Source organism: Streptomyces caelestis, from assembly GCF_001279005.1.
Taxonomy (GTDB): Bacteria; Actinomycetota; Actinomycetes; order Streptomycetales; family Streptomycetaceae; genus Streptomyces; species Streptomyces heliomycini.
The window spans coordinates 76,258-95,113 of record NZ_LGCN01000029.1; the positions used below are offsets into that span (position 1 = coordinate 76,258).

Here is an 18,856-nt window from a genome sequence, read left to right on the forward strand (position 1 = left end):
CACGGGCGCCTTAGCGCTCCCGCGGGTGCGTCGCCGGGCGCGGGAGCCCAGTGGGCGCGGGCGCCCACGCGGCGGCAGCCGCACATGCCGCGGCCCCGCGCCCCTAGGTCTGTGACCCCTGCGCCAGTTTCAAGGCGTACTCGGGCCACCACTCGCCCGCCTTCGGGCCGCCCTTGCACTCGCCGTCCGACTCCCCCGGGCGCTTGACCCACAGGTAGGCGTCGACCAGGGGGTCGGCCGTCCTGGTCGTCGGGGTCTCGCCCAGAGCGCGGCCGGGCGGGTTGCACCAGCGTTCGTCCGCGGCGCCCTCGGTGTAGGGGCCGTTGCCGTTGCGGCTGGTGTCGATGACGAAGGGCTTGCCGCCGACCTTGGCGGAGAGCCGCTTGCCGTAGGCGAGGGAGTCCTCGGTGGAGTAGAAGTTGGAGACGTTCACCGAGAAGCCGTCCGCCTGCTCGACGCCCGCCCACTTCAGCGGCTCGTGGATCTGGTCGGGGTCGCCCCAGCCGGCGTTGCCCGCGTCCAGGTAGACCTTGGTGTTCTTCAGGCCCTTCAGCTTGGCTATGGCGCCCTTGAGGAGGTCGTAGCGCTCCTCGTGGAACTCGTCCGGGGTGCAGCCGTCCACCAGGTGCAGCACCGCGTCGGGTTCCAGGATCACGGTCGCCGGACGGTCCCCGATGCCCTCGGCGACGCCGTCGACGAAGGCGCGGTAGGCGTCGCCGTCGGCGGCGCCGCCCTGCGAGTACTGGCCGCAGTCGCGGTGCGGGATGTTGTAGAGGACCAGCAGCGCGGTGCGGCCCGCCCGGTCCGCGCCCTCGGTGAAGCCGCGGGCCTGTTCCTCGGGGTTCTCCGGGCTGATCCACTCGCCGACGGGCTGCTGGGCGATCTTGCGGATCTGGTCGGCCTGCTCCTTCTCGCCGTCCTCCACCAGTCGGGCGACCTGCCGCGCGGCGTTGCCGTCCGGGTTGACCCAGAACGGTCCGGACTCCTTCGGCTGCTGCGTGATCCCCGCGCCGGCGTCCGGCTCGTCCCCCGCGCCGTCCGAGGACGAGCATCCCGTGACCAGCAGCGCCGCCCCCAGCACCACCGCGGACGTCCGCCCCCCGACGAACGCCCCGATCCCCCTGCTGCCGTACATCGAGCCCCCCTTGGGTGCACCTGTTCCCTGTGCTCCGAGCCCCAATCCTGGCACACGTCCCACGACGCCCACGGGCCGAACCCGACCTTGTCCGCCGTCTGTCACGCTCCGGCGCCACGGACCCGCCCGGTCGCGCCGTACGGCCCGGCGAGGGGGAGCCACCTGCGGTGATCACGGAACGCGACCGGCCCGGCGCCCGGCGTCGATCGGCCTTGGGCCCGTCCCGCCCTCCGTCCCGCCCTCCGTTCCGCGGACGCGCCCGCCGGCTCCGGCCGGCGCTCCCGCGCAGCACGTGCCGCCCTGGCCTCCCGCACCGGTCTCCGGGCCGCTCCCGTGGTCCGGGAACCGCGGTCGAGGACCGCCCGGCCGGCGAGCCCCGGGGAGCGGGGCGCCGACCGGGTCAGGTGGTGTGCGGGGTTCAGGAGCCGGTTCCGGTTCCGGCCCCGGTTCCGGTCAGGTACGCCGAGACGATCGCGTCGGCCGTGCAGCCGCCGGCGGCCCGGCCGGGGTCCTCGGCGCAGGAGACCAGCAGGAGTTCGGCCCGGTCCGCGGGGCGCGGCTCGGCGGCCCGCCGGGCGTCGAACCGTTCGCGGGAGAGGACCCGGACGTCCTCCACGGTGAACTCGGCGACCCCGGCGTCCGCGCGGGTCACCCGGAGCGTCCGGCCGGGCTCGAGCGCGTCCACCGGGCGGAGGGCGGCGGACCCCATCACCAGCGCGGTGCCGGACTCCCCCGGCGCCACCCCGTCCGCGTACCAGCGGGCCGCGCCCGGCCGGCCGTCGCCGTCGGCGACCACCGGTACGCGGACGCCGAGGGCCGGGATGTCGAGGCGCCGCGGCTCCGCGGCGGCCAAGGGGCGGTGCGCGGGCGGCAGTTCGACCCTGGGCGGCCGTCCGGCCGCCGCCATGTCGCCGACGGCGGTCCCGGACGTGCCGGCGGGTACGTCGCTCCGCTCACCGCCCCACAGCCACAGCCCGAGCAGCAGCGCCGCCCAGGCCGCACCGGCGAGCAGCCGTCCGGCGCCGGACGGCCATCCCGTACGGAGGGTGTTCAGCGGGGAACCCATCGTGCACCTCCAGACATCTGGAGGGTCCCGCGCGGGTCCCGGCGCCGCATCCCCGCGAGGGGGGCGGCTGCTCCGTACGGGTGAGCGGGGTCAGATCAGGTCGACGAGGTCCGCGATGGAGTCCACGACCTTGGACGGCCGGTACGGCCAGTTCTCCACCTGCTCGGTCCGGGTCAGGCCGGTGAGCACCAGGAACGTCTGCATCCCGGCCTCGATGCCGGCCAGGACGTCGGTGTCCATCCGGTCGCCGATCATCGCGCTGCTCTCGGAGTGGGCCCCGATGGTGTTGAGCCCGGTGCGCATCATCAGCGGGTTCGGCTTGCCCGCGAAGTACGGCTGCTTGCCGGTCGCCTTGGTGATGAGCGCGGCCACCGCGCCGGTCGCCGGGAGCGGGCCCTCGGTGGAAGGGCCGGTCTCGTCGGGGTTGGTGCAGATGAAGCGGGCGCCGTCGTTGATGAGGCGGACCGCCTTCGTCATGGCCTCGAAGGAGTACGTCCGGGTCTCTCCGAGGACCACGTAGTCGGGCTCGTGGTCGGTGAGGATGTAGCCGATGTCGTGCAGCGCGGTGGTCAGTCCGGCCTCGCCGATGACGTACGCCGAGCCGTTGGGGCGCTGGTCGTCCAGGAACTTGGCGGTGGCGAGGGCTGAGGTCCAGATGTTCTCGATCGGCACCTCCAGGCCCAGGCGGCGCAGCCGGGCGTGCAGGTCGCGCGGGGTGTAGATGGAGTTGTTGGTGAGGACCAGGAAGGGCCTCCCGGACTCGCGCAACTTCTTGAGGAAGGCGTCGGCGCCGGGGATCGGTACGCCCTCGTGGATCAGCACTCCGTCCATGTCGGTGAGCCACGATTCGATCGGCTTGCGGTCTGCCATCTGCGGGATCTCCTGCCGTACGCGGTCCTGCGTGCGCCCCAGCCTAAACAGCCCCGGATCATGAGGGAACGCCGGATGCGCCCCGGCTCGCGGGCGGACGGGCTGTCCGGTGGCGGCGGGGCGGGAGGGGCGCTCGCGCCAGGCGGCGCGAAAGTGGCGCAAACGCGTGTTGCCGCTGTGCCGTGTGCGTCGCAGCCTGAAGTGGCGGGAGCGCTCCCATGACCACCCGTGCCCCCACAGCCCCGTCCATCGGTCGCCGACAGCACGCGGAAAGAAGGAGATCGTGGCTTGTCATATGCATGCCCTTAGGGTGCGGCTCCGTCTGGCGTTCGTCCTGTGCGCCCTGCTCGCGGTGGTGCCGGCCCTCGTCCCGTCCGCCACCGCGGCGCCGGAGGAGGACGCGTCCGCCGTCCCCCTGCCGTCGATCGGCGCGACCACCACCCAGGTCGCCTCCGGGCTGAGGCGGCCCACCGCCATCGTCGCCCCCGACGACGGCACGGACCGGCTGTTCATCACCGAGAAGTCCGGCACCGTCCGCGTCTACCACCCGGACACCGGCCTGGAGCGGACCCCGCTGATCGACATCACCGCGTCCGTCGACGAGTCGGGCAACGAGCGCGGTCTGCTCGGCATCGCCCTCCCGTCCGACTTCGCCGACAGCCGGGTCCTGTACCTGGCGTACACGGCGCCGCCCGACGGCGCGGTCACCCTCGCCCGCTACCGGCTCGACGGCTCCCGCCTGGAGCCCCTGCTCTCCCAGGAGCACGCCGAGTACAACAACCACAACGGCGGGCAGCTCGCCTTCGGCCCCGACGGCAACCTGTACTGGAGCATCGGCGACGGCGGCGGCTCCGGGGACCCCTTCCGTTCCGGACAGCGGCTGGACACCCTGCTGGGCAAGATCATGCGGATCGACGTGAGCCGGGCGTGCGGTTCGCTCGCGTACTGCGTCCCCGCCGACAACCCCTTCGTGGACACGCCCGGCGCCCGCGCGGAGATCTGGCTGTACGGGCTGCGCAACCCGTGGCGGTTCTCCTTCGACCGGGCCGACGGCTCGATGTGGATCGGCGACGTCGGCCAGGGCCACTGGGAGGAGATCGACCACATCGCCCCCGGCCGGGGCGGGCTGAACCTCGGCTGGTCCTGCTACGAGGGCCTGGAGAAGTTCACGGACGGGGACTGCGGGCCCGGCGAGGAGTACACCGAGCCGGTCTTCACCTACTCCCCCTACACCGGCGGCTGTTCGGTCATCGGCGGCCACGTGTACCGGGGCCGGGAGTACGCCGACCTGGTGGGCGGCACGTACATCGCCACCGACTACTGCTCCTCCACGGTCTGGGCGCTGCGGCCCGACGGGCGGGGCGGCTACGAGCAGGCCGAGATCGGCAGGACGCCCACGCAGGTGACGTCGGTCGGCACGACCGTCGACGGGGAGTTCTACATGGTCAACGACCTGCCCGGCGGCCTGCACAAGGTGTCCTTCTCGCGGGAGGAACCCACCTGCCGGGTGGACCGCACGGTGAGGGCCTGGGGCACCGGCATGACGGTCGACCTCACCGTCACCAACACCGGCGACGCCCCGGTGAACGGCTGGACACTGGAGTTCCCCCTGACCCTCGACCAGACGATCGTCTCCGACTGGAACACGGACCTCACCCAGCTGAGCAACGTGATCAAGGCATCCGACGCCACCCACAACGCCACGATCGCGCCGGGCGCGAGCATCACCCTGGGCTACCTGGCGGAACACACGGGCGACACGACACCGCCCCCGCGCTTCACGCTGAACGGCGACGCCTGCGCGGTGGGCCGCTGACAGGCCGTCATCGTCCCGGCCGCGGACGGGACGCACGACCGGCCGCGGCCGCGGGCAACCGCGCCCGCACAACCGCGGGCGGTCGGCCTGCGCAGCTGCGGGCGGTCGGGCCTCCCCCAGTGCCCCGAGGGCCTGGGAGGTACTCCAGGGCGGCACGGGTGGGTGACGGGGGTCCTCCCGCTCATGGGGGTCCCCCCGCTCGAGCGAAGCCGAGAGTGAGGGAGGAGCCGGGGTGAGGGAGGAGCCGGGGGTGAGGGAGGCACCCGGCGAACGCCGGTGAGGGAAACCCCCGCCCGTCGGTCGCATCAAGGCCGCACCCGGTCTGACACCGGAGAGGGCCGAGGCCCTCTCCGGTCAGGCGTCCCCCCGCCCGAACAACGGCGCCAGCACCAACTGGGCCGCCCCCTCCGCGCCCCCCTGCCCCCCCCCGGGCGCGACCCGCCCCGGTACGGCCCCGTCGCCCCCGCCCTCCCGCCGAGCCCGCGCGGCGAGAACCGCCCCGACCCCCCGCACGAACGCCTCGGGCGCGGCGGCCACGGTACGCCCGCCGAGGAGGACCAGGTCGATGTCGAGCAGCCCGACGAGGTTCGCCGCCCCCGCCCCCAGCACCCTGGCCGCCTCGGCGACGTCGCCGCGGGCGACGGCGTCCAGGCACAGGGCCTCGACGCACCCACGAGCCCCGCAGGTGCACGGCCGTCCGTCCAGCTGGATCACCTGGTGCCCGAACTCCCCCGCCCCGGTCCTCGTCCCCCGGTGCACGCTCCCGCCGATCACCAGCCCCGCCCCCAGCCCCGTACCGAGGTGCAGGTAGGCGAAGGAGCCGCCCTCGCCGCCGACCGCCAGGCCCAGCGCCGCCGCGTTGGTGTCCTTGTCGACGACCACGGGCACGCCGAGCCGCCGGGCCAGCGCGTCCCGGAGCGGGAAGCCGTCCCACTCGGGGAAACCGGTGACCCGGTGCAGTACGCCCCTGTGGTGGTCGAGCGGCCCGGGCAGCGCGACCCCCACCCCGAGCGGGGACCGGTCCGCCCCGGCCGGCGCCGGCACCCGAAGCGCCTCGACGACCCCGGCCACCCGCGCCAGGACCGCGTCCGCCCCCGCGCCCAGGTCCAGCGGGGCCCGTCGCCGGTCCACCACCGCCCCGTCGAGGTCGACCAGGACCGCCCGCACCTCGTCCCGGTCCAGGTGGACGCCCACCGCGTGTCCCGCCTCCGGGACCAGCCGCAGCACCGTGCGCGGCTTGCCGCCCGTGGAGGCCCGGCGCCCCGCCTCGGCCGCGAGCCCGTCCGCCCGCAGCCGGGCCGTGATCTTGCTGACCGCCTGCGGGGTGAGCCCGGTCCGCTCGGCGAGTTCCAGCCGGCTGATCCCCTCCGCCCCCGCGGTCCGCAGCAGGTCGAGCACGAGCGCGGTGTTGTGGCTGCGCAGGGCGGGCAGGTTCACCCCCAGCGGGGCCCCGTGCGTGCCGTGCGCCCCGCCGATGCCGTCGTTCGTCCTGTTCACCCGGCCATTCTCTCCGCTGCTTGCACTTTGGCAACAGCGTTGCGAAAGTAGGGACCATGACTGGCACTCCCCTGCGCGTCGGACTCGTCGGCTACGGCCTCGCGGGCTCCGTGTTCCACGCCCCGCTGATCGCCGCGACCGAGGGCCTCGCGCTCGACACGGTGGTCACCTCGAACCCCGAGCGGCAGCGACAGGCCCGCGACGGGTTCCCGGACGTCCGCGTCGCCGCGACCCCGGACGAGCTGTTCGCCCGCGCCGGCGAACTGGACCTGATCGTCGTCGCGTCCCCGAACAGGACGCACGTCCCGCTCGCCAGGACCGCCCTCGAGGCCGGTCTGCCGGTCGTCGTCGACAAGCCGCTCTCCGGCACGGCGGCCGAGGCGCGCGAGCTGGCGGCGCTGGCGGAGGAGCGCGGCCTGCTCCTCTCCGTCTTCCAGAACCGCCGCTGGGACAACGACTTCCTCACCCTGCGCAAGCTGGTCGAGGAGGGCGAACTCGGCGACGTGTACCGCTTCGAGTCCCGCTTCGAGCGCTGGCGCCCGCAGCTCAAGGGCGGCTGGCGGGAGTCCGGGGACCCCGCAGAGATCGGAGGTCTGCTCTACGACCTCGGCAGTCACGTCGTCGACCAGGCGCTGGTCCTCTTCGGCCCGGTGACCGCCGTCTACGCCGAGGCGGACATCCGGCGCGACGGCGCGCAGGCCGACGACGACACGTTCATCGCGCTGACGCATGCGAACGGCGTCCGCTCCCACCTCCACGTCTCGGCGACCACGGCCCAGCTCGGCCCGCGTTTCCGCGTCCTGGGCTCGAAGTCCGGTTACGTCAAGCACGGCCTCGACCCCCAGGAGGCCGCCCTGCGCGACGGCCAGCGTCCCGGTGCCGGCTGGGGCATGGAACCCGAGGAGCTGTGGGGCCGCATCGGCGCCGGGGAGTCCCCGGTGACCGGCGGCGGACACCCCGTGCCGACCCTCCCGGGCGACTACCCCGCCTACTACGCGGCCGTGGCGCGGGCCCTGCTGGCCGGCGCCCCCAACCCGGTGACCGCGCGGGAGGCCGCCGCCGCCCTGGACGTGCTGGAGGCCGCCCGCCGTTCGGCCCTGGAAAGGGTTACGGTGACACTGTGACCACTGTGAAGCAGTCTCCCGAACTGACGCCGAGCGTGGAGGAGTTGGAGGAGCAGGAACGCCGCCTGGTCCTCCGCCGGTTCACGCACGACGACGCGTGGGCTCTCGGCTCCCTGCTGGTGGAGATGGCGCGCGAGCGCCGGGCTCCCGTCGCCATCGACATCCACCGGGCGGGCCAGCAGCTCTTCCACGCCGCCCTGCCCGGCTCCGCCCCCGACAACGACGCCTGGATCGCCCGCAAGCGCCGGGTGGTGGAGCGCTACGGCTGCGCCTCCTATCTGGTGGGCTCCCGCTACCGTGCCAAGGGCACGACGTTCGAGGCGTCCTCCCGTCTGGACCCCGACACCTACGCGGCCCACGGCGGTTCCTTCCCGATCACGGTGGAGGGCGTGGGCGTCATCGGCGCGGTGACGGTCTCGGGCCTCCCCCAGCTCCAGGACCACCAGATGGTGGTGGAGGCCCTGGAGCGCTTCCTGTCCCGCTCGTAGGCACGGCCGGGCCGCCTCCCGGACCCCTCACGGGCCGACCTCCACGCCGGGCCCGGCGCCCCGCGCCCCGCGCCACCAGGCCGTCCTCGCCGGCGCGGGGCGCTCCCTCCGGGTCCCTCCGGCTCCCGCCGGCACGGCGGAAGGCGAGGACGCGTTCCTCGTGCCCGACCGCGGCCCGGCCGCCGCCCCGCCGGCGCGGCACTGCTCCGGCCGGGTGACACTCGGAGCGCGGTCCGGCCGCGCGGCGGCGACGCTGGCGTCATGACACCCCTCATACCAAGGCGGCCGGCCGCCGCGCTGCTCGTCTGGCTCGCCGTCGTGTCCGGGACGGCCGCGGCGGCCCCGGCCGGCGGGGACCCCGGGGTCGCAAAGAGGCCTCCCACGGCCGCCGGCGACGTGCTGTCGCCGCTGGCGGAGGCGGCCCGTCCGTTGCGCACCGTCGAGCCCTCGGGACCCTTCGAGGATCTGCGCCCCTTCGGGGAGGCGGTCGGTGACGCCGTGGTGGTCGGCGTCGGCGAGGCCGCCCACGGCTCCCACGACTTCGTCGCCTTCCGGCACCGGGTCCTGCGGTACCTGGTCGAGGAGAAGGGCTTCCGCTCCTTCGTCCTGGAGGCCAACTGGAGCGCGGGGCTCCGCCTCGACGACTACCTGCTCACCGGGCGCGGCGACCCCGCCCGGATCATGTCCGAGGAGTTCCGGGACGCCTTCCTGCTGCTGCACAGCCAGGAGTACCTGGACATGATCCGCTGGATGCGCGCGTACAACGTCGCCCACCCCGACGACCCGCTCAGGTTCGCCGGCGACGACAACGGCTACGCCGGCCCGGAGCTGTACGACCGGGTCGTCGACCACGTCCGGCGCACCCACCCCGACCTGCTGCCCGCCGTCACCGGGCTGTACGAGGGGCTGCGCCCCGACCTGCCCGTCGACGCGTGGATGCGCGCCGCCGTGACCGAGCCCCTGGACGAGCGCCGCGCACGGGCCGAACGCACCGGACGCGTCCTGGAACTGCTCCGCGCCCACGAGCCCGCCGGGACGGACGGGGACCACGCCTGGGCGGTCCAACACGCCACCGTGATCGACCAGGTGGCGCGCCTGTACGCCTTCGACCTCACCGACCCCGCGGCCGTGTCGCAGGCCATGGCCCACCGCGACACCGCCATGGCGGAGAACACCCTGTGGTGGCACCGCCGCACCGGCCACCGCCTCGTGCTCGGCGGGCACAACAGCCACCTGTACACCAGCGGTTCCACCCCCGCCCTCCCCCTCACCCAGGGCGCGGTGCTCCGGCGGCGGCTGGGCGACGGCTATCTGGCGGTGGGGCTCTCCTTCGACCGGGGCGCCGTGCACGCCACCGCACAGGGCCTGCAGAACCCGGCCGACGACGACGTCGGCCGGGTCGAGGTGGAGCCCGCCGCTCCCGGCTCGGCGGAGCACGTCCTGGACCGGGCGGGCCCCCGGGACTGGTACGCCGACCTGCGCACCGCGCCGCCCGCCGCCCGCGCCCTGCTGGGCGTCACCCGGCCCAAGCGGGAGATCGGCACGGACTACCCGCCGCCCGGTGACCGGGTCGACCTGCTGAGGTCGGCGGACGTGGTGGTGCACCTGCACGAGATCCGGCCGAGCCGGAGACTCGCCCGTGAAGTGGCCGAGCGGCGGCCCCCCGTGCCGGGGACGCCCACCGGCCTGCTGCCCGCCCTGGAGGAGGCGGCCCGTCCGCTGCGCACCGTCGAACCCACCGGTCCCCTCGATGACCTGCGCCCCCTGGGGGAGGCGGTGGGTGACGCCCGGCTGGTCGGCGTCGGGCAGGCCGTCCACGGCTCCCGCGACTTCCTCGCCCTCCAGCACCGGGTGTTCCGGTACCTGGTCGAGGAGAAGGGCTTCCGCTCCTTCGTCCTCGAAGGCCCCTGGAGCGCGGGGCTCCGGCTGGACGACCACCTGCTCACCGGGCGCGGCGACCCCGCCCGGATCATGGCCGAGGAGTTCCAGAACGCCTACCTGTTCATGCGGACCCGCGAGGTGCTGGACCTGATCCGCTGGATGCGCGCGTACAACGTCGCCCACCCCGACGACCCGCTCAGGTTCGCCGGCAACGACAGCAGTCACGCGGGCCCCGAGCTGTACGACCGGGTCGTCGACCACGTCCGGCGCGCCCACCCCGACCTGCTGCCCGCCGTCACCGAGCTGTACCGGGGGCTGCGCCCCACCCTGCCCGCCGGCGAGCACATGGTGGCCGCTGTCAAGGAGCCCCTGGCCGTGCGGCGGGAGAAGGCCGAACGCACCGGACGCGTCCTGGAACTGCTGCGCGCCCGGAGCTCCGCCGGGCGCACCGTGGCCGGGGACGACCACGCCCGGGCGGTGCGGAACGCGGAGGCCGTCCACCAGGTCGCACGCCAGAACGCCTTCGACTACGACGACCCGGCCGAAGAACGCGAGGCCCTGGCCTACCGCGACACCGTGATGGCGGAGAACACCCTCTGGTGGCTCCGGCAGACGGGCACCCGGACGGTGCTGGCCGCCCACAACGGCCACGTGTACCTGGAGGGTTTCACCCCGGACTATCCGGTCATCCAGGGCGGCCTGCTCCGCCGCGCGCTCGGGGACGCCTACCGGGTCGTGGGCCTGGCCTTCGACCACGGCTCCTTCCACGCCACCGACGAGGGCGTCTCCGACCCCCGTGACGAGGACGTGAAGGTGTTCCGCTCGGGGCCGGTCGCGGCCGGTTCGGCCGAGCAGACCCTGGCCCGGGTGAGCCACCGCGACTGGTACCTCGACCTGCGCACCGCGCCACCCTCCGTCCGCGCCTGGCTGGACGTCACCCGGCCCAAACGGGAGATCGGCACGCAGTGGCCCCGGGACCCGGACCCGGTCAACCTGCTGAGGTCGGCGGACGTGGTGGTGCACCTGCACGAGATCCGGCCGAGCCGTCTGCTCCCGTCCGGCTGAGCGCCGCCGGACGGACGGAACCGCTCGGGGCGCGAGGAACTGCGCGACGAACCACGACGTGCCCGCAACCCAACACCGCGCCCCCGCCTCCCCCGCGGAGCCCTACGCCTGCTTGAACTCCTGCCGCTGCCGGCCGAGTCCGGAGATCTCCAGCTCGACCACGTCCCCGGCGCGAAGGTACGGCTTCGGCTCCGGCTCCCCCATCGCCACCCCCGCCGGCGTCCCGGTGTTGATGACGTCACCGGGGTACAGCGTCATGAACCGGCTGACGTACCGCACGACCTCGCCCACCGGGAAGATCTGCTCGGCGGTCGTACCGTCCTGCTTCAGCTCCCCGTTGACCCACAGCCGCAGCGACAGGTCCTGCGGGTCGCCGACCTCGTCGGCGGTCACCAGCCAGGGACCCAGCGGGTTGAACGTCTCGCAGTTCTTCCCCTTGTCCCAGGTCCCGCCCCGCTCGAGCTGGAACTCCCGCTCGGAGACGTCGTGCGCGACGGCGTACCCGGCGACGTGCGCGAGCCCTTCCTCCGCCGACTCCAGGTAGCGCGCCGTACGCCCGATGACGACCGCCAGTTCGACCTCCCAGTCGGTCTTCACCGAGCCGCGCGGCACCAGCACCGTGTCGTCGGGGCCGACGACCGTGTCCGCCGCCTTGAAGAAGACGACCGGCTCGGCGGGCGGTTCGGCTCCCGTCTCGCGGGCGTGGTCGTGGTAGTTCAGCCCGATGCAGACGATCTTCCCGATCCGCGCCACCGGCGGCCCGGTCCGCAGCCCGGTCCCGTCCAGCGCGGGCAGCTCGCCGGTGCCGGCGGCGGCCCTGATCCGGCCGAGCGCGGCCTCGTCGGCGAGCAGCGCCCCGTCGATGTCGGGGACGAGCCCCGACAGGTCGCGCAGGGTCCCCTCGTCGTCGAGCAGCGCGGGCCGCTCCTGTCCCGCCGTGCCGACTCGCAGCAGCTTCATGTTTCCCGTCTCCCTCGATCGCGGGCCCGCCCGATGATCCCGGCCCGGATGCGGCGGGGCACAGTCATCGGAGGACTGGTCGATCCTCCGGTCCGGCGTTCCACTCCGCAAGACCCCGTTCACGTACTGGACCGCGAGGGCGGCCCACAGCTGCCGGCCAACGGCGACCCCGACTCCCCGGGGGCGCGGGGAACCGCGCCCCCCGAGCCCTCACCGCCCCACAACCGTCAGCCGACGGCGCCCCCGCCCCGGCCCGCCCCGCGCTCAGCGGTACAGCACGGCCCGCTCCGCCACGCTCCACGTCGTGCTGGTCACCATGTACAGCGCGGCGGCCAGCGGCAGGACGGCGACGGTGACGAGCGTGAAGAAGGACATGAACGGCATCACCTTGGTCACCGCCCCCAGTCCCGGCAGCTGCTCCCCCTCGCCGGCCGCGGGCATCGCGGGGTCCGCGGCCGTCATCCGCCGGGAGAGCCGGTAGCCGCACCAGGCGACGACGGCGACGACCGCGAACAGCCCGACGTACACGAGTCCGGGCCCGCCGAACACCCCGCCGTTCCCGAGCGCGTCCGCCCACCTGCCGCCGAGCGGCGCCTCGAACAGCCGGTGCCCGAGCAGTTCGTTGGCCCGTCCGCCGATCGTCTCGCTGGAGAAGAGGTGGTACAGCAGGAAGAAGGCGGGCAGCTGGAGCAGGCTGGGCAGGCACCCGGAGAGCGGCGACACCTTCTCCCGCGTGTGCAGTTCCAGCACGGCCCGCTGCAGCTTCTCGGGGTCGCGGCCGTGCTTGCGGCGCAGCTCGGCGATGCGCGGTTGGAGCGCCGCGCGGGCCTTCTGTCCGCGTGCGGCGGCGCGGGACAGGGGGTGGACGAGGAGTCGTACGAGCGCGGTGAACAGGACGATCGCCGCGGCGGCCGCGAAGGCGCCGAACAGCGGCTGGAGCAGGTCGGCCAGGTGCTCGACCAGGCTGGCGAAGACGGACATGGGTGAGCCCTCCGGGGGTCTCGTCGTGCCGGATGTACGGGAAACGGCGGCATGACGACCCGCAGCGGGGCGTGGTGGACGTACGAAAGGGACGTACGGCAGGGAGTGCCCTACGCGGCGGTCGCCAGGAGGGCGTGTCCGGGCGCTCGGGGTCTGGTGCGCCCCTTGGCGTCGGGGTCGCGCTGGGGCAGGAAGGCCGTACGCCGGTCGCGGTCGCGTATCGCCGTGCGCACCCGGGTGGGCGGCACGGCGGGCGCGCAGCGGGCGGCGACGAGCGCGCAGACGGCGAGCGCGCTGCCGGCGGCGGCGGTCGCGGCGAGGGCGACGTCGGCCAGGGAGGATCCGCCGGCGGCGGGCAGCAGGAGCAGGAGGACCTGGAAGAGGAGAGCGAGGGGCAGGAGCACGGCGACGGACCGCACCGGCCGACCGCTCATCCCCGTCCCCTCCCTCAGCACTGTCCTCGACTCCACCCGCACCCCGCACCACCCCAACGTCCGGCGCCGCACCACGGTTCCGCGGACCCGACATCCGTCGTACGGGCGGGTCCCGGCACCGCGGCCGGCGCGTGCCCCCGGGGAGGGCGGGCCCGGGCCCCCGCTCCGGCCTGCGGTTGTCCCCCCTTTGTCACCCACCGGCAGTACGGTGTCACCCATGCGCCCCGACACGCCTGCCGAAAACGTCGACCACACCGCCGAAGCCGACCGCCTGGAGCGGACCGCCGAGCTGTACCCCGAGGACGCCGAGGCCCTGCTCCTGCGGGCCGCCGCCCACCGGGAGCTCTCCGGCGACCGCCCCGCCGCGACCACCCTCTACGACCGCCTGCTGACCTCCTCCCGGGAGCTGGACGACCCGTACCTGGTCCGGGCCCTCAAGGCGTCGAACCTCTGGGAGTACGGCCACGAGGCGGAGGCCCGCGCGATCATCACCGGCATCCGCACGGCGGCCCCGCGCGACCCCGCCCCCTGGGTGATCGTCGCGGAGTCCCTGGAGTCGCACGACGAGCTGGAACAGGCGCACGAGACGTTCACCCAGGCGGTGCTCCTCCTCCTGACCGGCGTCGAGAAGCCCCCGCGCGCCACCCACCCGCTCCTCTTCGGCCGCCACCGCGTGCGCAGGATGCTCGGCGCGGCCCACGACGAGTGGGACGCCCTGGCGGACACCGTCCACACCCTCCCGATCGGCCTGGACGAACTCCACGACCCCAAGCGGGTGTGGTCGCTGGGCTCGGAGAACCCGGTGGAGCTGGAGGCGGAGATCATCCGCCTGCGCGCCGAAGTGGGCGCGTACCGGGAGGCGTTGTCCCGCCCGTTCCCGGTGGCGGTGCTGCACTGGCCGGCCGGCGAACTGGCGGAGCTGACGGAGGCGTACCCGCCCCTGGCGGAGGAGTACCCCTCCTACGAGGGGCACCTCGCGGCCATAGAGGCGGCCCTGCGGGAGCTGGCGGCGTCGGGCACGCCGAACCTGGGCGTCGTCACGGGCACGGTCCCGTCGTACGAGGCCTTCGCCGCCTCGGAACTCGCCTCCCCCGCCGACCCGGCCCTGCTGCCCCAGTACGCCACGACGCTGGCGGCCCGCGGCCGGGCGGTGGCGTGGCCCCCGGAGCGGTCGGCGGCGTGCTGGTGCGGTTCGGGGCGGGCGTACGGGGAGTGCCACGGCGCGGACGTGTGACGACGCTCCCCGGGGACACGTGCGTGCCGGTCAGGCGTCAGGCCGTGGCCTGGGCCCCGACGGTCACCCGCTCGCCGGGTGCGCACCGCACCAGGCGCGCCCCGTGGCCCCGGCGCCCCGCCTCCGTGAGGAAGTCCTCCAGCGGGGAGCGGAAGACCGTGTAGTCGCTGTGGTGCACGGGCAGCGCGCGCCGCGGACGCAGCAGGTCGAGCAGGTCGGCGCCCTGCCCGGCGTCCATGGTGACCACCAGGCCGCCGGGCAGGGTCGTGCCGCCGAGGTGCAGGACCGCCAGGTGGATGTCCGGACAGCGTGCGGCGATCTCGCGCAGTCCGTCGTACATCAGGGTGTCGCCGGAGAGGTAGAGGACCAGCCGGACCTCCCCCGAGCGGTCGCCGAACTCCAGCAGGCTGCCCATCACGGGCGGCAGCAGGACCCGCAGCGGGCCGGGCGCGTGGCGGCCGGGCAGCGAGGTGACGCGCACGGAGGAGTCCCCGTGCCGCAGGGTGCGGCTCTGCCAGGTGCGCAGGCCGGTGGCGTGCCGGAAGCCGTGCAGGCCCTTCAGCAGGCGGGCGGCGTGCGGGGTGGTGACGAACGGCAGCCCCCGGTCCAGGCCGCGCCGGGCCACCCGGTCGAAGTGGTCGCCGTGCAGGTGCGAGAGCACGACGGCGTCCAGGTCCTCGTGGGGCAGGTCCGCCACGTCCAGGGCGGGCTCGGTCAGCCGGCGCGAGACCAGCCCGTAGCCGAGGTGCGCGAACTGCCCCCGGTGCAGGAAGTTCGGATCGGTCAGCAGCGTCAGCTCCCCGTACCGGATCAGCAGGGTGGCGTTGCCGATGAAGAGGACCTCCGCGGTGCCCTCGGGCGGATGCTGCCGCACGGCCGGCTCCCTCCGTCGTACGCGGGTTCCGTACGGGGGCCGGGTGAGCGGTGGGGGCGGTTCTACACCCGCGCCGGTGGCGGAAATCCCGAGCCCGGGTGCGGCAGTCCCGTCGGCCCACTGGAACCCTGTCCACCGCTATGGAGGTAAGGGCGTTTCTGTAGCAGCTCCGGAGCTGAGGCGTCCAGGCCCTGGACTGGCCGACTCCCGCCGGAGCACACCACGGCACACTCAGTTGGCGTTCGGAAGCCGTTCCAAGCCAAGTGATCTTCGCAGTGCATCCACCAGCGACACCGCACGCACATCGTCGGCTCCTCCGATGATGTGGTTCATCGCGTAACCGAAGGTGATGCCGTGCTCCGGATCGGCAAAGCCGAGCGAGCCGCCTCTGCCCGTGTGCCCGAAAGCCGCGGAACCGGTCATGGGGACGGCCCTGGTGGGCAGCATGTATCCGGTGCTGAAACGGCTTGCGATCAGCATCACTTGATCCTTGCCGGCAGCTTGTTCCCCGGTGGCGGACTTCAGGGTTTCCGGGGTGAGCAAGCGAACGCCGTCCACTTCGCCGATCAGCGCGGCGTACATGCGCGCAAGGGCGTGTGCGGTGCCGATGCCGTTGGAAGCCGGGAGTTCCGCGGCCTGCACTTCCGGCGAGTCGAAGTCGATCGCAGCCGGGTCGGTGACCGCGTACGCCCTGTTGCTGAATGATCCAGGGTCGCGCCAGGCGGCGACTTGCTCGCGCAGTTCCACGGGTACTGACTCGGCGGGCACGGTGGTGAGGTCGACGTCCGGCGGCTGGTACGCCATACGACTGACCCGATCGCGCTCTGTCGTCGGCAGTCCGATGAAAAAGTCCAGCCCGAGCGGCACCGCGATCTCGTCGGCGAAGAAACGGCCCGGCATGCGGCCGGAGACTCGACGGATCACCTCACCGACCAGCCAGCCCCAGGTCCGGCCGTGGTACCCGTGCGCCGCGCCCGGTTCCCACAGAGGACGTTGGGCGGCCAGTGCTGCCACCATCGGATGCCAGGCCAGGGCGTCCTTCAACGGCACTGGTCGATCCAGCGCTACCAGGCCGGCCTGATGCGACAGGAGCCACCGCACGGGGATGTCCGCCTTGCCGTTCTCGGCGAACTCCGGCCAGTACTTCGCCACTGGTGCGTCCAGGTCCAATGCGCCACGCTCGACCAGCATGTGCACTGCGGTCGCTGTCGCTCCCTTGGTCGCCGAGTAGACCAGTTGCAGTGTGTCCCGTGTCCATGAACGACCGGTTCGCGGATCGGCGATGCCTCCCCACAGATCAACAACCGGGCGGCCATGCTGGTAGACGCACACCGCCGCCCCGATGTCCCCATGCCGGGCGAAGTTCGCCTCGAACGCCTCACGGACCGGTTCGAATCCGGACGCCGTCTCACCGCCGATCGTCGTCATGCCCTCATCCTGACAGCCCGGCCGTCCTCTCCGACGGGACGGGCCGCCCGATCATCCAGGCGGTGATCGTCAGACGGTGACGAACAGTTCCTGCAGGCGCTCGCGGAACTCGCGGACAGACGACACGTGTTTGTGCGGTTCGAGCCGCGCGGAGAACTCCTTCAGACGGTCCAGAGCCCGTATGGAGCTGACAGCGTCCTCCAGAAGCCCGGCACCGCGGTTCGCAGCATCCAACGCTCCCTCCAGGTCACCCCCGGCAAGCCGCGCCTCGGCCAGGCGGCTGGACCGTACGGCCTTGTCCCGGGGAGCCGCGCTCGCCACTGAGGTCTCCAGAGAACTCGTCGCGCGCTCCACCTGTCCAGAGCGCAACAGGACCTTGCCCTCGGTCGACTTCAACTGCGCCTCACCGAACCAGTCGAGCCAATCCGGGTTCTCTCCCGCCACGTCACGCTCCCAAAGCGAAGCTGCGCGGTTCAGTGCCGTTCCTGCCGTGCGGTGGTCACCGTCCCGCGACAGCGCCTCGGCCTTGTGCAGGTAGAGGAAGGACTGGGTGCGTGGCGACAGGGAGCAGGGGGCGTTGCTGATGGCGGTCGTGATGAGGTCGACCCGCTCGGCGGTGCGGCCGGCCTCGGAGACATGCACTCCCATCTCCGCGAGGATGAAAGCGCCGAAGGCGTCGTCCCCAGCGGTACGGGCACTGCGTAAGGCACCGACGTAGTAACGCTGGCCGGCGGAGCGCAGACCGGCGTCATAGGCCATCCACCCAGTCAGGTGCGACACCCGGGCCGCAAGCGCGTACAGGCGAACGTGGATGGAGTCGGTGTACCGACCGGTGCTGAGGAGGCCGGTGACCAGAGCGAAGTCGCCCCGTGCCTGCTCCAGCAGCCGAGCACCTCCGAGCTGGTCGTCGAGTGTACGGAGGGTGCTGATGCGCTGCTCAAGCGTCGAGACCATCTTGTCCGTGACCCGATCGCCGTTGAGCGCCGAGGCGTAGGCCGAGGGCGCGTCCACCCAGCTCGCTGCGATCCCGGTCAAGGCAGTACCGGTAATGGTGAGGAAGCCCCGGCGGTCCATACGGCCGCTCCCCACGAGATCGGACAACGTCGCGACCGTACCGGCCTCGGTCCACGGGGCCGTAAGCCCCGTCACCTCCCAGACCGGCAGCCATCGGGGCCATTCTTCCGCGTACAGCTGTTCATGCGGGACGTGCAGCAGGTCCGCGAGGACAAGCTGTGCATCCGCGTCAGGCTCCTGTCCGTGCTCCCACTTCCATACAGTCGTGCGATTGGTCGCCAGCGAGATGCCGAGCGACCTCCCGTGCTTCTGCATGCGCCGGGCGAATTCCGCCTTCCCCCACCCGCGCATCTGGAGGACGAAGCTCAGCGGATGGACCGCTAACGGCTCACCGTGCACGTCACCACTCCCGTCATCCCATCGCAGCGTAGTCGGGAGGCTACCCCTCGTGCCCGTTTCCGTAAGGAGGGCGCCCTCAGGAGAAACCCCCTGGAAACGTTCCGGCGTACGCACCGACGCCGTTGACTGAGCACAAGCCGTCCACGGGGAGCGCCCAGAGCGCTCGTTCCCGAGACGGCTTCCGGATCGGCGGTTCCGTCCCCGTGCTCCGTCGGGGCGGAGCCGCTCTCCAACTCTTCCGACGCGTCTGCCGCATTCGGCCGTCTGCACAGCGCTGCGGCTCATTGCGCGCTCGTCGACCGCCGCCCCACGGGAAGATCCACAGCTTCCACTGCCGTGAGGGCTACGACCCCCTGCCAGAGCCCTGGCGGGAGAAACACAGAGAAGGGAGTACGAGGTGGAAGAGCTTACGACGCCGCTTCCGGCCCGGAACGGCCTCCTGGTGGCGGTGGAGGAACTGACCGCCGTCCACAACCGGTACGACAGCCTCCGGTCCGACAACGCCGGAAGTTCCGGCGACGCGCCATGGCCGGGCGGCGACGGCAACCTGCACGACAGCGAATAGGCACCGAGCGGTGGGGCGGCGCGAC

At 73.3% G+C, this 18,856-nt stretch carries 16 protein-coding genes; 6 read left to right on the forward strand and 10 right to left on the reverse strand.

The genetic code is table 11. The features are described from left to right. Positions 1–103 precede the first annotated feature (103 nt). The 3 genes from ADK41_RS03850 to ADK41_RS03860 all read right to left on the reverse strand — a co-directional run bounded on the left by ADK41_RS03850 (position 104) and on the right by ADK41_RS03860 (position 3,071). On the reverse strand, positions 104–1,135 hold the full coding sequence (locus ADK41_RS03850; protein WP_030825244.1) for a glycoside hydrolase family 6 protein: 1,032 nt from the start codon (positions 1,133–1,135) through the stop codon (positions 104–106). A gap of 418 nt (positions 1,136–1,553) precedes the next feature. Further along, positions 1,554–2,201: a sortase domain-containing protein gene (locus ADK41_RS03855; protein WP_051843132.1), complete on the reverse strand. Its 648-nt coding sequence runs from the start codon at positions 2,199–2,201 to the stop codon at positions 1,554–1,556. A gap of 90 nt (positions 2,202–2,291) precedes the next feature. Beyond that, the gene (locus ADK41_RS03860) at positions 2,292–3,071 is read right to left on the reverse strand and encodes an HAD-IIA family hydrolase (protein WP_030825251.1); all 780 of its coding nucleotides are present in this window, start codon (positions 3,069–3,071) and stop codon (positions 2,292–2,294) included. A gap of 310 nt (positions 3,072–3,381) precedes the next feature. On the opposite strand from ADK41_RS03860, the gene ADK41_RS03865 reads away from it, so the two are divergent. Next, positions 3,382–4,887: a PQQ-dependent sugar dehydrogenase gene (locus ADK41_RS03865; protein WP_234318725.1), complete on the forward strand. Its 1,506-nt coding sequence runs from the start codon at positions 3,382–3,384 to the stop codon at positions 4,885–4,887. 354 nt (positions 4,888–5,241) lie between these two features. Here ADK41_RS03865 and ADK41_RS03870 read toward each other — a convergent pair whose 3' ends face one another. Continuing rightward, a complete protein-coding gene (locus ADK41_RS03870; RefSeq protein ID WP_053670201.1) occupies positions 5,242–6,384 on the reverse strand; it encodes an ROK family transcriptional regulator in 1,143 nt (380 codons plus the stop codon). 56 nt (positions 6,385–6,440) lie between these two features. Here ADK41_RS03870 and ADK41_RS03875 point away from each other — a divergent pair, with 56 nt between their 5' ends. The 3 genes from ADK41_RS03875 (at position 6,441) to ADK41_RS42765 (ending at position 10,942) form a co-directional block, all read left to right on the forward strand. Continuing rightward, entirely contained in the window at positions 6,441–7,508 is a 1,068-nt protein-coding gene (locus ADK41_RS03875) for a Gfo/Idh/MocA family protein (RefSeq protein WP_030825259.1), read from the forward strand. Then, complete coding sequence (locus tag ADK41_RS03880; RefSeq protein ID WP_030825262.1) at positions 7,505–7,996, forward strand: heme-degrading domain-containing protein; 492 nt, start codon at positions 7,505–7,507, stop codon at positions 7,994–7,996. Before ADK41_RS03875 ends, ADK41_RS03880 begins: the two co-directional genes overlap by 4 nt. Positions 7,997–8,257: 261 nt before the next feature. Further along, positions 8,258–10,942 (forward strand): erythromycin esterase family protein, encoded by a 2,685-nt coding sequence (locus ADK41_RS42765; RefSeq protein WP_234318727.1) that lies wholly within the window; start codon positions 8,258–8,260, stop codon positions 10,940–10,942. Between the two features lie 102 nt (positions 10,943–11,044). Here the strand turns inward: ADK41_RS42765 and ADK41_RS03890 are convergent, their stop codons facing one another. The 3 genes from ADK41_RS03890 to ADK41_RS03900 all read right to left on the reverse strand — a co-directional run bounded on the left by ADK41_RS03890 (position 11,045) and on the right by ADK41_RS03900 (position 13,317). Further along, complete coding sequence (locus tag ADK41_RS03890) at positions 11,045–11,902, reverse strand: fumarylacetoacetate hydrolase family protein (RefSeq protein WP_030825265.1); 858 nt, start codon at positions 11,900–11,902, stop codon at positions 11,045–11,047. 264 nt (positions 11,903–12,166) lie between these two features. After that, complete coding sequence (locus ADK41_RS03895) at positions 12,167–12,883, reverse strand: YidC/Oxa1 family membrane protein insertase (protein ID WP_030825268.1); 717 nt, start codon at positions 12,881–12,883, stop codon at positions 12,167–12,169. Between the two features lie 110 nt (positions 12,884–12,993). Beyond that, positions 12,994–13,317 (reverse strand): DUF6412 domain-containing protein, encoded by a 324-nt coding sequence (locus tag ADK41_RS03900; protein ID WP_030825271.1) that lies wholly within the window; start codon positions 13,315–13,317, stop codon positions 12,994–12,996. A 217-nt stretch (positions 13,318–13,534) separates the two neighbouring features. Here ADK41_RS03900 and ADK41_RS03905 point away from each other — a divergent pair, with 217 nt between their 5' ends. Further along, positions 13,535–14,551 (forward strand): SEC-C domain-containing protein, encoded by a 1,017-nt coding sequence (locus tag ADK41_RS03905; protein WP_030825273.1) that lies wholly within the window; start codon positions 13,535–13,537, stop codon positions 14,549–14,551. A gap of 37 nt (positions 14,552–14,588) precedes the next feature. Here the strand turns inward: ADK41_RS03905 and ADK41_RS03910 are convergent, their stop codons facing one another. The 3 genes from ADK41_RS03910 to ADK41_RS03920 form a co-directional block, all read right to left on the reverse strand. Further along, complete coding sequence (locus ADK41_RS03910) at positions 14,589–15,425, reverse strand: MBL fold metallo-hydrolase (RefSeq protein ID WP_030825276.1); 837 nt, start codon at positions 15,423–15,425, stop codon at positions 14,589–14,591. Positions 15,426–15,656: 231 nt separating this feature from the next. Then, positions 15,657–16,853: a serine hydrolase domain-containing protein gene (locus ADK41_RS03915; protein ID WP_030825279.1), complete on the reverse strand. Its 1,197-nt coding sequence runs from the start codon at positions 16,851–16,853 to the stop codon at positions 15,657–15,659. Between the two features lie 69 nt (positions 16,854–16,922). Next, positions 16,923–18,218, reverse strand: a complete 1,296-nt coding sequence (locus ADK41_RS03920; protein WP_420706758.1) for a transcriptional regulator — start codon at positions 18,216–18,218, stop codon at positions 16,923–16,925. A 445-nt stretch (positions 18,219–18,663) separates the two neighbouring features. On the opposite strand from ADK41_RS03920, the gene ADK41_RS41980 reads away from it, so the two are divergent. Then, positions 18,664–18,831 carry a hypothetical protein gene (locus tag ADK41_RS41980; RefSeq protein WP_167353446.1) on the forward strand — a complete coding sequence of 56 codons (168 nt, stop codon included), beginning with the start codon at positions 18,664–18,666 and terminating at the stop codon, positions 18,829–18,831. Positions 18,832–18,856 lie beyond the last annotated feature (25 nt).